This is a genomic window from Pseudoalteromonas haloplanktis ATCC 14393 (assembly GCF_000238355.1).
Classification (GTDB): Bacteria; Pseudomonadota; Gammaproteobacteria; order Enterobacterales; family Alteromonadaceae; genus Pseudoalteromonas; species Pseudoalteromonas haloplanktis.
The window spans coordinates 46,358-59,675 of record NZ_AHCA01000008.1; the positions used below are offsets into that span (position 1 = coordinate 46,358).

General features: G+C 40.3%; 10 protein-coding genes. 6 read left to right on the forward strand and 4 right to left on the reverse strand.

From position 1 onward, the window contains the following. The first annotated feature begins 141 nt into the window (after positions 1-141). From PHAL_RS0114910 to PHAL_RS0114920, 3 genes are read left to right on the forward strand one after another with little or no spacing between them, the layout of a single operon-like run. Positions 142-1,314 (forward strand): cytochrome P450, encoded by a 1,173-nt coding sequence (locus tag PHAL_RS0114910; protein WP_016709225.1) that lies wholly within the window; start codon positions 142-144, stop codon positions 1,312-1,314. A 40-nt stretch (positions 1,315-1,354) separates the two neighbouring features. Continuing rightward, the gene (locus PHAL_RS0114915; RefSeq protein ID WP_016709226.1) at positions 1,355-1,663 is read left to right on the forward strand and encodes a 2Fe-2S iron-sulfur cluster-binding protein; all 309 of its coding nucleotides are present in this window, start codon (positions 1,355-1,357) and stop codon (positions 1,661-1,663) included. An 18-nt stretch (positions 1,664-1,681) separates the two neighbouring features. Beyond that, entirely contained in the window at positions 1,682-2,959 is a 1,278-nt protein-coding gene (locus PHAL_RS0114920) for an NAD(P)/FAD-dependent oxidoreductase (protein WP_029216182.1), read from the forward strand. A gap of 6 nt (positions 2,960-2,965) precedes the next feature. Here the strand turns inward: PHAL_RS0114920 and PHAL_RS0114925 are convergent, their stop codons facing one another. Beyond that, positions 2,966-3,829 (reverse strand): helix-turn-helix transcriptional regulator, encoded by an 864-nt coding sequence (locus PHAL_RS0114925; protein ID WP_029216183.1) that lies wholly within the window; start codon positions 3,827-3,829, stop codon positions 2,966-2,968. 105 nt (positions 3,830-3,934) lie between these two features. Between PHAL_RS0114925 and PHAL_RS0114930 the strand changes: the two genes are divergently transcribed. Continuing rightward, complete coding sequence (locus PHAL_RS0114930; RefSeq protein WP_016709229.1) at positions 3,935-4,756, forward strand: hypothetical protein; 822 nt, start codon at positions 3,935-3,937, stop codon at positions 4,754-4,756. Positions 4,757-4,812: 56 nt separating this feature from the next. Here PHAL_RS0114930 and PHAL_RS0114935 read toward each other — a convergent pair whose 3' ends face one another. From PHAL_RS0114935 to PHAL_RS0114945, 3 genes are all read right to left on the reverse strand, one after another. After that, complete coding sequence (locus tag PHAL_RS0114935; RefSeq protein WP_016709230.1) at positions 4,813-7,164, reverse strand: beta-galactosidase; 2,352 nt, start codon at positions 7,162-7,164, stop codon at positions 4,813-4,815. An 86-nt stretch (positions 7,165-7,250) separates the two neighbouring features. Beyond that, the gene (locus tag PHAL_RS0114940) at positions 7,251-8,360 is read right to left on the reverse strand and encodes a type I secretion protein TolC (RefSeq protein WP_016709231.1); all 1,110 of its coding nucleotides are present in this window, start codon (positions 8,358-8,360) and stop codon (positions 7,251-7,253) included. An 82-nt stretch (positions 8,361-8,442) separates the two neighbouring features. Beyond that, positions 8,443-9,207, reverse strand: coding sequence for a phytanoyl-CoA dioxygenase family protein (locus PHAL_RS0114945; RefSeq protein ID WP_016709232.1), 765 nt, complete (start codon positions 9,205-9,207; stop codon positions 8,443-8,445). 235 nt (positions 9,208-9,442) lie between these two features. Between PHAL_RS0114945 and PHAL_RS0114950 the strand changes: the two genes are divergently transcribed. Further along, positions 9,443-10,213, forward strand: a complete 771-nt coding sequence (locus PHAL_RS0114950; RefSeq protein ID WP_016709233.1) for an IclR family transcriptional regulator — start codon at positions 9,443-9,445, stop codon at positions 10,211-10,213. 306 nt (positions 10,214-10,519) lie between these two features. Next, entirely contained in the window at positions 10,520-13,291 is a 2,772-nt protein-coding gene (locus tag PHAL_RS0114955) for a TonB-dependent receptor (protein ID WP_016709234.1), read from the forward strand. Positions 13,292-13,318 lie beyond the last annotated feature (27 nt).

Here is a 13,318-nt window from a genome sequence, read left to right on the forward strand (position 1 = left end):
TTTGTGCCTGTGAGTTAATTAACGTCATGCAAAAAAGGACATGAAACTACCATTTTTTAATCTATTTTGCGTATTTAAGCCAAAAATATCGGACTAGTATAGTGCATTAAATTTACATTTTTGGTCGTAAGGTATTTCAGCATGACAGCAAAAGTTACAGGTGTGAGTGATTTTCCTGATGCATTCAAAGAGCAACGTAATGCATCGGGCATTGGGCAAATGGACGATCAGAATGATCCCGTAAATATGCTCTTAGGTTTAAAAGATGTACGAAAAGCCGCGCATAATTGTACGGTGTTTCAGTCAGGTGCTAAACCTGGGCGGATTGTTATTCCATCTGAAGTGGCAATTCGTGAAACACGGCAAATTCCTTTTGAAGTCGACCCGCCAGAGCATGGTGGCTTTCGTGAGTTATTAAACCCATGGTTTAAACGCCCGTTAGACGATGCGTATCAAGCTAGTTTACAGCAAATCATTGATGACACTATTGACTATGCATTGCGTGCGCAATCACTGGATATTGTGAGTGAGTTTGCATTGCCCCTGCAATCGAAAGCGCTGACGTTGTTATTAAATACCACGATGGATAAAGCGCAAACCTGGATTGATTGGGGCACTCATGTATTTCGCAGTGAAGACAGTGATCTAGATGGCGATAAAGCTAATATTCTCTATGACTATATTGATCATGAAATAGATAAAGCCATTGCTAACCCTAGTGATGACTTGTACTCAGTATTACTTGCCGCGCAAGTGAATGGTCAAAACATGACGAAAGAGCAAGTTAAAGGCGTCATGATCCTAACCTTTGCTGGTGGCCGCGATACGGTAATTAATGCCATCACTAATTCAATTGCTTACTTTAGTGAAAATATCAGTGACTTACAGCGTATTCATGATGAGCCTGAAATCATCAATCGTGCTGTTGAAGAGCTTATTCGTTACTTCTCACCATTGACACAGATGGGGCGTGTTGCAACCGAAGATACCCAAGTCTGTGAGCATGCAATAAAAGCGGATAGCCGTATATCACTATGTTGGGCATCGGCAAATCGCGATGAAAGCGTGTTTAAAAACCCTAATAACGTTGATTTTGATCGAAAAGTAAACCCTCATGTGAGTTTTGGCTTTAGTCATCACAACTGTTTAGGGGCCACTCATGCACGACAATTATTACGTCAATTAGTGTTATCACTGGCAAGTAAAGTAGCCAGCATAGACATAATCAAAGCCGATGAAAACATTGAAAAGCTCGGTGAGTTTTCACGCAAGGTAGGCTTTAACCGCCTACAAGTCAGTATAAAAGCAAAGTAACGAACACTGTAGCAAGTGCAAAAAATAAGAGGGTAGAACGATGGCTAAAGTAATTTTTATGACAAAAACCAATGGCGCTGTTGAGGTTGAAGGAAGCAGCGGCTCATTAATGGAGTTAGCTGCCGCTAATGGCGTTGCAGGTATTGATGGTGACTGTGGTGGCGTATGCTCATGCGCAACATGTCATATTTACGTTGCGCCTGATGATTTTGAAAAAATAGGCGCACCAGATGAAATCGAAAGTGACATGCTAGAACTTGATGATAACGTGACTGAATATAGCCGTTTATGTTGTCAAATTGAAGTTGCTGAAGATCTCGATGGCATGACCTTTGTTGTTGCTAACTAGATAGTTGAGTAATTTATGATGCAAAATATACACTCACCAACACATTCACTTGATTTAAATATAGTGATAATAGGTGCCAGTCACGCAGGTGTGAATCTTGCGTTTAATTTACGCCAGCAAGGCTGGCTTGGCAGTATTACCTTAATAGATAGTGATCCTGAGTTACCTTATCACAGGCCGCCATTGTCTAAAAAAACATTGCAAGCAAGTGACACATTATCAACACCGCTTAAAGCTGAAAAAGCCTACACAGATAACAATTTAGTACTGCGACTAGGGCAAACGGTGACAGCCATTGATAAGCAAGCAAACGTAATTACCTTAGATGATGGTAGTCGTCTTACGTTTGATAAATTGGTGCTAGCAACGGGGTGCTCTGCTTTTATTCCGCCCATACCTGGATTGAGCGATACCCTTGATGAGGCGGGTAACCCCCAGTATTTTGCAATGCGAACGTTTGCGGATGCCAAAGCGATTAAAGCTGCTTTAAATAACAGTACAAACAAACAGGTTGTCATTATTGGTGGCGGTTATATTGGGCTTGAATCAGCGTCATCGTTTGTTGCATTAGGCGCTGATGTAACCGTGATTGAAAAACAAGATAAAATATTATCACGTGTTACATCAAGTGTGATGTCTGACTTTTTAACCCAGCTGCACCTAGATAAAGGCGTAGCTCTACATACAGGGAAAGACGTTGTCGAAATACAGCACCAAGGTAATAAACACTTGGTTGTGTGTAGCGATGGTACCCATTATCCCGCAGATTTTATTTTAGTCGGGGTCGGCGTTAGGTTAAATACGCAATTGGCCAGTGATGCGCTCTTGACGATTGAGCAAGGCATTAAAGTGAATGATGTTTGCCAAACGTCTCACCCTGATATTTTCGCAATTGGTGATTGTACAACGTACTTTAGCAAAATTTATCAACGTTGGATCCGTTTAGAGTCAGTACAAAATGCCGTTGATCAAGCTAAATCTGTGGCGCAATGTCTAACGAATAAAGCACCGTTAGCTCCCGCGGTGCCTTGGTTTTGGTCAGATCAATACGAGTACAAATTGCAAATTGTTGGTTTGTCACACGGATATGACGAATTAATTGTTCGTGAAGATTCACCGACACAATTTTCGGTGTGGTACTTCAATGCTGAGCAATTGTTATGTGTTGAAGCGGTTAACAATAGCAAAGCCTATGTACTGGGTATGCAAGCAATTAAACAAAATTTACAGGTTAATAAACAGGTATTAAAAGACACCACAACGGCACTTACAAAAACATCATTACTAAGTGAGTAGCTGGCTTTAGGGCTGTAATTGCTGGCGATATTGTTGCCGATATTGGTAGGGGGTCACTTTGAAGTGATGCTTAAATTGCTTAATAAAATACGACGGGCTGGAAAAGTTTAAATCGTACGCTATTTCGGTCACCGATACATCTGTTTGTCCTAGCAGGCGTGCAGCGCTGTATAGCTTGTGCTGCATAAGGTGATCAGAATAAGGCACTCTAAAGTGCTTTTTAAATACCCGCGAAAAATACGACGGCGATAAATGGCAAAGTTTCGCGGCTTGCTCAAGTGACAGGGTTAAGCCGTGGTTTGTTTTAAGTTCATTAATTATTGGTGTCAGCTTTTTAAAGCTGGCTGAGCTGCTTAATGGTTTTTGCTGCGCTGATAAGCTGCTTTTACCGTATTCGCACACCATAGTAATTAAGCTATTAAACAGTTGAGTACAGGTTTTACTTTTAGGGTTTTCGTTAAACTCACTCAGCATCCACGCGAGTAATTTATGAATTCTTTTTTGTATTTCAATACTAAAGCTTAAATGTAAACCGGTTTTAAGCAGCTCAGTAAATTCACTTAAAGCCGGATCGTTTAGGCGTTCAGGCATAAATTGCACTATGTACCAAGATTTAGAGCGAGGTTTGAGCTCAAAGTCATGGGTTTCCATAGCGGGAGTAAACACGGCTTCATAATCAGCTAATGTTGATTCACCTTGATGGTAAAAATAAGTGCCATCGATGCGTTCAAAAAATATAAATTCATGCACTTGATGAAAGTGCATAAAACACGAGTAAGCATCGTGCTGAAGATAACTAACGTGATGAATTTCAAACTCGTAGCCGTCTTTAATAGAAAACGGTTCACAATAGATTGTTGGCTTTGGCATATAGTTTATTGTTAACAAATTATAATTGAGTTTAGCGTGCATTATTTATTGCTGCAATGATTGTGTAACAGCTGTGCATGCTGAATTTAGATAAAAGGCACTATTATGAAATTAAAGTTTTTATGCCCTTACTGGGGCTGTGAAGGGACAGCAGCCGATGAATTTGTAGCAAAGGTACTTGATGCTGGATTTGCTGGAGCAGAAATTAACTTTCCAGCAGATGAAAAGTTTATCAGTGGCATTCAACGTGCCGCCGCCAATGAAGATAATTTTAGTGTGGTAGCGCAACAATGGCTTGCACCTAAGGTTGAATCGTTTGCACAATATCGTGCTAAATTTAATGCACGATTACGTTTTTTAGCAACACTCAACCCTGTGTTTATAAACTCACATACCGGAAAAGACTTTTATAGCGTTGCACAAAATAGCCTGTTACTCAACGATGCTTTAGCGTTAGAGCGTACTTTGGGTATCACAATTACTCATGAGACTCACCGAGGACGGTTTAATTTTGCAGCCTTTGCTACAGAGCCGTATCTTCAAAAATTTCCAGCTCTAAAATTAAATGCTGACTTTTCGCATTGGACTAATGTCAGTGAAAGTTACCTAGAGGAACAACAAGGGTCACTAAAACGCGCGCAACAGCACAGTTATTATATTCACGCTCGAGTAGGTCATACTCAATCAGCACAAGTGAATGACCCATTTAGCCCCCAATGGCAGGAAACATTAAGCTTGTACGTAAAGTGGTGGCAACAGATTATTGATTTAGCACAAGCACGCGGGCAGAAAATATTTTATATTTGCCCGGAATTTGGACCTTGGCCTTATATGCCTAATAAACTTAATTCGACGATACCATTAACACAGCAGTGGCAGCTTAATGTTCGCATGAAAGAGTATCTGATGAAGCACTTAATTGTGTAGGTATGACCGGCTAGTGAATACACGCCGGTCATGTGGTTCAGCTTCATTGAGGAAAGCTACTTACCATAGCGCTTTTCGTACATGGTGGAGGTAACGTCTTTTACTGCTTCGATCATTTCAGGGTAGGGGATGTCAGTGGTGGTAACAAAGCCTATATTGGCGTTTTCACCATCAAATGCCCGCCCAGATACGGGTTCATCAACATATTGGAACCAATGAGCGCCAACCATGTACGGTTTTTCGAGTACGCTTTGCATGTAATTTTTATACATAGCAGCACGGTCTGTTTGATTTGCAGCGTGAACAATACCTGGGTTAAACAAGCCTGAGTCGGTAGCTGTACCAATATGGAATTCGCCAATTACAACCGGTAGATCAACGTCTTCTAAAAATTGCCAGTAATGATCTTGCATACCTTCCTCGTAAATATTAAAGCTCAATACATCCGAGTATTTTACCGACGCTTTAATAATTTCATCTGGCATGCCCCAGTTAGCCATGCGAGCACCCATGTATAAATGATTAGGAAGCTTTTTAGCTAATGTACCATTGACTACTTTAAAGTATTGTTCGCCTAGCATTTCTAACATTTTCGATATGTCGGCTATTTGTGCGTCAGTGTAGGTAGTAAACGTAACGCCATTATTAAGTTCATCCCAACTTGAAATATCGCTTTGCCATGCTTTATTTAGTGCATTTATTGAGGTGTACTTTTGTTTAAGGTGTGTTGCAAATGCGTGTTTAGCTGGGCTTTGCTGTGCATCTTTTGATAGGGCATCGAGTATGATGCCGTAGCGTTTTTCTACGCTGCCTTCACGTTCGCCCCAACTTTTTTCGTTATCGATAAATATACCTATACACCAAGGTGATGATTTAATGCTTTTAGCTATGGCATCAATGGTAATTTCTGCGCGTTTTTTAAACTCAGGATCATAAAAATCGGGCATCAGTCCCCAGTGATTAGTATGTCCAGAGAGTGTTTTAAAGTCGCCGATAATCCAACCATTGGCAAAATAGGGCACTGATTCTTTATCGTAAAATGCCGGATCGACCCAGTTGCCAAATGATGTAAAACCCCAATCCTTCATGCGATCAAGTGTTACCTCATGCCATTTAGCTAAATATGATTTAGGTGATGTTTCGCCATAGCGACGTTGTAAGTTTGCACGGTAAAAACTATATGTTTCGCCATGTGCAACAGGCCCTTTATGTGTTGAGCGTCGGTAACTGTAGTGCTCGCTAAGTGGCTCATTGTAATCGGGCAGCCATTGAAACATATTATGACGAAGCTCAGAGGTAATAAAGCGGCTTTGGCGAGCGTCATCTGAGACTTTAATGATCCCCATCGAATCTTCAGGGGTGATCTCATCGCTACTGCGATTGCGGACCGAATCATCTTTGAAGTCTACGCCGGTAATGGTGGTAAGATTAGCCATGCGCACATTGGCCGGACCATGGGAGAAAAATAAGTAGCCTTCAGGGTCAACCATCCACCATTTACCGTCTACTTTTTCAGTTCTGAAATAGCCTGTGGCCTCTAATTTAGGGCCTTTGGCATAACCACCAAATCGAGAGCGGTCGCTCATGCCTTTGGATTTTGCAAGTTCAGCTAATTCAATATCAGCCAAACGTTTAAGCTGCTCATCTGAGGTAATAGTTAACGCATTGGTTTGTTTTGTGTATTGACCATATTTATCAATTATATTGACCATCCAATTGGGATCGGATGGTGGGTTTTTTCTCAGTTTGATATCACCAATTAATATTGACTTATCTTCTAACACACCGATAGTGAAGAGGTTCATTGCACTAATTTTTGTAAAGTCGCCGCCATCATCACGCCAAGAGCGCCACACCATTAAGCGATCATTTGTTTGCCAAGGTGGTGCATCTCCCCACATGCCAGTATTGGTTTGGGCTTCTTTACCATCTAAAGGAAAATACACAGTACCTGAGTAATTCGCCGGTAAACTAACCGAGCGGCTTTGTAGTTGCCCTTCTGGGTTTTCTATTGAGAGGTAAACGTGTACTGAGCTGGCGCTGGTATTTTCAACGTCAAAAGCCACGTTATAGTTATTATACGATGATAAATCCCAAGGACTGGGTGGGGCTATTTTTAGTTCAGAAATATTTCCCTTTGCAGAAAAACTTAACGCTAACTTATCACTATTTGCAGACTCAATGAATTGGTGCGATGTGTGCTTATCGAAAAACCAGCTTTGCTGTTGTTGCTTTGAAAAATCAACCAGTTTAGTTAATGTTTCAGCTTGATAGAAAGGATCCACTGGGGTGTTAGCTGCGCGCTCTTGCACAGGTGTTTTATTTGTATCGCTACACCCATTGGCAAAAATACAGGCTAAACTGAGCGCAATTAAGTTAACAGTCAGTGAAGTGTGAGTTGTTGTCATAATAGTTTTGATCCTGTTGTAAACTAGAATGAATAACATACGATCATTGTTAACAATAAACAATGATCGTATTCACTTTTATTGCATTAATTCTGTTTTATTAATTTCATAGGATAACTATTTGACGAGTTCCATTGGCCAACATAAATATTGTCATCTTGATCAACACAAATACAGTGTACATGGTTAAATATTTGCCAATCTGTTTGCATTGGCTGTAATTCACCTTGTATATATACAGGTTGTGACGCACCCAAGTTAGCCACTATTTTATTTGATTGATCAAAAATACTGATAAAACCAGAGTCATCGGCATTACGCTCGTCAATATGCGACCAACACACCGGAGCGTAAAATAGTTTACCTTTAAAAACTGGCCCACCAATATACGCGCCGTTCGCGCTTATTTTTGAAAGGTATTCACCTTGTAAAGAAAACACTTTTAAGCACTGTTCAAAACGTGAACTGACAATTAAAGTCGGGTTGGTGGCATCACGTAAATCAACCTCGATGCCATGGGTATTATGTAAGTTGTAGTTAGCATCGCTGTTATCATGCCCACCCCAGTGCTTGATATACCGGCCGTGTTTATCAAAGTGCAGTAAAAAATCACTACCGTAACCATCAGTAACGTATAAATCACCATTTGGGGCTATGGCTATATCAGTAGGGCGAAAGGGCTGCTCTGGCGTATAAGCACCGTATGTTTGCGGGTGGCCAATGGTGTAAATCAGCTTGCCATCTAAAGTCATTTTCGTAATAAATCCGGCTTGTGGAATGACATTATTAGTCGGGCTATGCCATTGCTCTTTGCTGTGACCATCCCAATGACGATTAACAATCCAGCCACTGTCTACAACATATAAGAATTCTTGCTCACCTTCTTTGACAATTTTTAAAGCATGGCCGCCAGGAAAGAGTGTGCCAAAAGCATCGAGTAGTTCACCTTGTTGTGAATACACCAAAATATTATTTTGGGTATTATCGGTGATCATAAAAATACGCCCTTGTGAATCCATTACCATGGCATGGCAGTTTTCGATTGGGTACTGCTTAGGATCGAGTTTGCCCCAATGCGCATCTACTTTATATTTGAATTTGCCGTGACCAATTATTTTACCATGGGGATCTTGGCCGTTTTTAGGGAATGGGTGCGCAATTTGCTGTTTTTGTTTTTCAGTTAGGCTACAAAGCATTGGTTTTTCCAAATTAAAAAACCAACTCAAGAAAAGGGCTAACAGTCTATGAGTTGGTTTGGCTAGAATTACGGATGAACAGTTAAGCGGGTTTCCAATTCAAAATGGCATCGTCATTAACCGGTTCTAATGGATAATAAACAGCTTCGTTTTCTTTAAACGATTGATTAGTGATTGCGTTAAATGCGCAGATCATTGACCAACGCGGCTCTGCAGCACGGTTTTGGTTTGATTTATGTAATAAATTACAGTGGAAAAACAGAACATCACCAGGTTCAAGCTCTACATTGACCAGCTCATGGTATTTCATGGCTTCTTCAACAAACTCTAAACAGGCACCTTTTTGATCCCCCGTTTTACTATGATCAAGTCGGCCTAAATGATGTGAGCCTTTTAAAACTTGTAAGCATCCATTTTCGATAGTCGCTTTATTAATGGCGACCATACAGCTAATGGCTTTCGGGTAAAGCATGTAGTTATCGCGATGCCAGTAACCAAAGTCTTGATGCCACTCCCAAGCGCCGCCAACAAACGGTTCTTTCATCATTATTTTAGTACTTGTATGGTACACCTCTTCACCAATAAGCTTTTCACATACATCAACTAAACGACGACCACGAGAAAACATACTGTAAAAATCATCACCGGTTTTTTGCCACAAACACACTTTACTTACTGCACCATCGGCATCTTTTTTATGCCATGCTCGCTCGTATAGCGAATCATCATTAAAGGCGGTGTGCTGTAAGCGGGCAATTTCATGTTCGTCGTAATAGCCTTTTGCAATAACGTAGCCGTCTCGATGAAAGTCAGCAATTTGTTGTGGTGTGAGTTGTCTGTTGTTCATAAGTGGGTGTCCTGTAAATGACTACTTGTTGTAAATTGTTGACAATAATGAGTTGGATTTATGAAGTGGTCAAGCTTGAATTTATATAAAAATATGATATTCATATATAAATAATAGTGATGATGATTAACTAATTGTTTCTACATAAATTCAAATATTATGAGCTAGAAAAATTATTTTTTTATTCATATATGAATATGGCGAATTGCCTTGTTTTTGCACGGTTGGGTGGATAATGAACACAAAAGTAAAAAGTAAATACGCGGTACCTGCGTTAGATAAGGGGCTCGATATACTTGAGTTTTTAGTTCTTAAAGGCAGTGCTTGTTCTCAAAGTGAAATAGCGGCTGGGCTTGGTCGTAGTGCAAATGAAATTTACCGAGTGCTGATTGGTTTAGAGTCTCGGGGCTATTTAATACGGGATGAATTTTCGGGGCGTTATAGCTTATCTTTAAAGCTTTATAATTTATCTCGGTCTATTTCGCCGATTGATCAAGTGCGTCAATGCGCCATTCCTTATATGGAAGATTTAGCGGTGAGTTTGGGACAGTCATGCTATTTAACTATGCTGTATCAAAGCCAAGCTATGACGGTGGTACAAGCTCGCAGTCACAGTGCAATGCACTTAAGTATTGCTGAAGGATCATTATTTAAGCTAAGTAAATCAACGGCGGGTCAATTATTATTAGCAAATAGTAACGAGCAAGTTCGTGGCATGTTGATTGAACATGATGCAAGTTATAGTACGTTAAAATCTAAAGCGCTAAGCCAGTTGCAATATGAACTCGATGTTATTTGTACACAAGGCCACTTTGTACAGAGTAACCCTTTGATCACCGGTGTCGATGATTTTTCTGTGCTGATAGGTAAACCGCAAGCAAAACTGATAGCTGCACTGACTATTTCATCTTTTGATGCAGAATTAACATCAGCAGTGAATGCCCAAGCAATGGTCGTAGAGCTTAAAAGTACTGCAAGCAAGATCACTGCTTTACTAAACAATTAAACTGGTGAGGTAATTTACCGAGTAAATTGTTTGCGCTTGATTCCCCTGCATTCGAAACACCATTAAAAACCATGCTAATTTAGTTAGTTACCAATACTCACTCCCCATTTTTAAATCACCTATACAGTACTGTTAGTTTAAGTTGTCAGCGTAGTTGTAAAATTTTTGTTCGATTTAATTTGACTTAACAAGCTGTGTTCTATTATTGTAAAGTTAATTGTTAACAATATTTTGATGACAATTCAGGCTAACCAAAATCAAATCATTACTGGCAACGTCGGCTAAACACAATATTTAGGTGTAAAAATGATAAATACAAAATTTAAGTTAAACGCAATTTGTATCGCTATGCTGGTGTCAACACCACTGGCTTATGCAGAGCAAGAAAATACAACTGATATAAATAATGATGTAGAAGTTATTCAGGTTACGGGGATCCGTAGTGCATTGAGTAAATCAGCATCCATCAAGCAGGATTCATCAGGGGTAGTTGATGCTATTTCAGCAGAAGACATAGGTAAATTACCAGATACAAATTTAGCCGAGTCATTACAGCGTATCAGTGGCGTATCAATTGATAGAGCCAACAATGAAGGTAACCAAGTGACAGTGCGTGGCTTTGGTCCGAGCTTTAACTTAGTGACGCTAAATGGTCGTCAGATGCCAAACTCTTCAGTCATTCAAGAAAAGGGTGTCTCACGTAGCTTTAACTTTAGAGAGATTGCTGCAGAGAGTGTCTCAGGCGTATCAGTTTATAAAACAGGTAAAGCGAATGTCGCATCTGGTGGCATTGGTGCCACGATTGATATCAACACTGCCAAACCGTTTGATTATGATGGCTTTAAAGCGTTTGCAAATGTAAAAGCAATTAATGATACCAGCTCTGAAAAATCAAGTATAACACCCGAAGTCTCAGGTATGATCAGCCAAACGTTTGCAGATGATATGTTTGGTGTGCTGTTGTCTGTTTCACATTCTGAGCGTGAAAGTGGTCGTGAACGTGTGGGTACATCACAAGGTTGGGTGAAAAATCGCGCTAACCCTGATGGCGTTGATAGCAGTGCTATTGATACTTCAGTCAACCCTACGGGTACTTACTGGGTGCCGTGGACACCAGAAATGGAGCGTTTTGAAACTGAACGTACCCGTGATAATGCGCAATTAGTGTTACAGTTTGCACCTACAGATAACATTGTTGCCACACTTGATTACACTCTATCGCGCTTTGAAGAGATCAGTGAAACGAATAAAATGTCTTTTTGGTTTGATAATCCAGGTGGTACGGCAGATCAAAATGGTACTGTGGTCGATATTACCAATCCAAACGATGAATTGAATTTTTGGGCATGGGAATTATACGAGAAAAAAGAAAACGATTCTTTAGGTTTAAATTTAGCTTGGCAAGCAACAGATTCACTAAAATTAAGTTTTGACGCGCACGATTCAACATCACATTCTAATCCTGATGGTAACACGGCTGAAACCATCGCCAACCTGAAAAACATTCCTGGCTCAGTTGCCATGATAGGGGCTAATTTCTCTACCGAAGTACCTAGTATCACCATTGATGATTCGACTTTACCCGGCGGTGCATACGCGCAAGAAAATATTGTATCTGATTTATACCAGCGCCGTGGTTATGAGATGGAAAATAACATCAAGCAATATCATGCCAGTGGTATGTGGGAAAACTTAGAAAGTGGGGCTATATCGGCAATTCATTTTGGCGCAATGTATACCGATTATCAGATTGATACCTATTTGTCTGAGCAATTTTCATTTGTTGATATTCCATTAGATAATTTAGGCATGACATTTGATGATGCGACAGGCTTTGCTGACGAGTTTTCAGGCTCGGACCAATTGTTCCCATATATGCCAAGGTACAGCGCTCAAGACTTTGTTGATATAGTTAGAGGTGAAGGGTTATTTAGAGAGCCTGATATTTCAACCAATGGTGTTCAAGAGCAAACTCTTGCATTTTATGTTTCGTTAGATGTAAACACCGAATTTAATAATATTCCTATCGATATGAATGTGGGTGTTCGTTATGAGAGCACAGATGTAACTGGTTATTCTGTAAAACCGGCAATTATCGCGCTGAATTATCGCCATGCTGAAGAACTTCGTCCTGTATATGCAGCTGAAGCAACACCACAAGAGCTGGAAGGTGAATATACACGTATTTTACCTAATCTTGATTTAAGCGCTGATTTAGATAATGGTTACAAAGCACGTTTTTCATATAGCCGAACGCTTGCCCGTGCAGGCATTGGTGCTATGTTCCCGTCTACAACGATAAATGCACGCCCTGATGGTCCATACAATGCCTCACAAGGTAACCCAAATTTATTACCAATAACTTCCGATAACTTTGACTTCTCCTTTGAATGGTATGGTAACGATGGCAGTTATGCATCGGTAGGCTACTTTAAAAAGTTTGTTGAAAACTTTATTGGTGCAGGTGTAGTACAAGGTACATTAGATGATATAAACGGTGAGCCACTGCGCGATCCAAGTGTAAACCCACGCCCTGGTTGTCCAGATAGTTCTGATACTCCTAACCCTGCTTGTATGAGTCAGCCGTCAGATCCAATTGTAACCTTTGATATTTCAACACCTGATAACTTACAAAACCGTGAAGTTGATGGTTGGGAGTTAAACGGTCAATACATGATTGAAGATACTGGCTTCGGTGTGGTTGCTAACTATACCTTAGTTAATAGTGATGAAGAGTTTGAACCGTATAACTTTGATCAAACCATTGCTTTAGCTGGATTAAGTGACTCAGGTAACTTAGTAGGCTTTTACGAAAACGACGATTATCAAGTGCGCCTTGCTTATAACTGGCGTGACGAGTTTTTACTATCACTAGGAACAGAGCCAACATTTACAGAGGCATACGGTCAGTTAGATTTTAACTTCAATTATACAATTAATGAGGCATATTCAATTAATTTTGATGCGTTGAATCTAACTAATGAAACTGTTCGTCGTCATGGTCGCTTTAGCGAGCAACTCGTCTCTGCTGAGCAATACGGCCCACGTTATAGCATAGGTTTTACTGCTAAGTGGTAACTGATCGTTAATTATGAGCAAGGCACC

Bases quoted from the DNA above. Each gene is read 5' to 3' on its own strand.
- PHAL_RS0114910 (WP_016709225.1), top strand. From the start codon at position 142: ATGACAGCAAAAGTTACAGGTGTGAGTGATTTTCCTGATGCATTCAAA.
- PHAL_RS0114915 (WP_016709226.1), top strand. From the start codon at position 1,355: ATGGCTAAAGTAATTTTTATGACAAAAACCAATGGCGCTGTTGAGGTT.
- PHAL_RS0114920 (WP_029216182.1), top strand. From the start codon at position 1,682: ATGCAAAATATACACTCACCAACACATTCACTTGATTTAAATATAGTG.
- PHAL_RS0114925 (WP_029216183.1), bottom strand. From the start codon at position 3,829: ATGCCAAAGCCAACAATCTATTGTGAACCGTTTTCTATTAAAGACGGC.
- PHAL_RS0114930 (WP_016709229.1), top strand. From the start codon at position 3,935: ATGAAATTAAAGTTTTTATGCCCTTACTGGGGCTGTGAAGGGACAGCA.
- PHAL_RS0114935 (WP_016709230.1), bottom strand. From the start codon at position 7,164: ATGACAACAACTCACACTTCACTGACTGTTAACTTAATTGCGCTCAGT.
- PHAL_RS0114940 (WP_016709231.1), bottom strand. From the start codon at position 8,360: ATGCTTTGTAGCCTAACTGAAAAACAAAAACAGCAAATTGCGCACCCA.
- PHAL_RS0114945 (WP_016709232.1), bottom strand. From the start codon at position 9,207: ATGAACAACAGACAACTCACACCACAACAAATTGCTGACTTTCATCGA.
- PHAL_RS0114950 (WP_016709233.1), top strand. From the start codon at position 9,443: ATGAACACAAAAGTAAAAAGTAAATACGCGGTACCTGCGTTAGATAAG.
- PHAL_RS0114955 (WP_016709234.1), top strand. From the start codon at position 10,520: ATGATAAATACAAAATTTAAGTTAAACGCAATTTGTATCGCTATGCTG.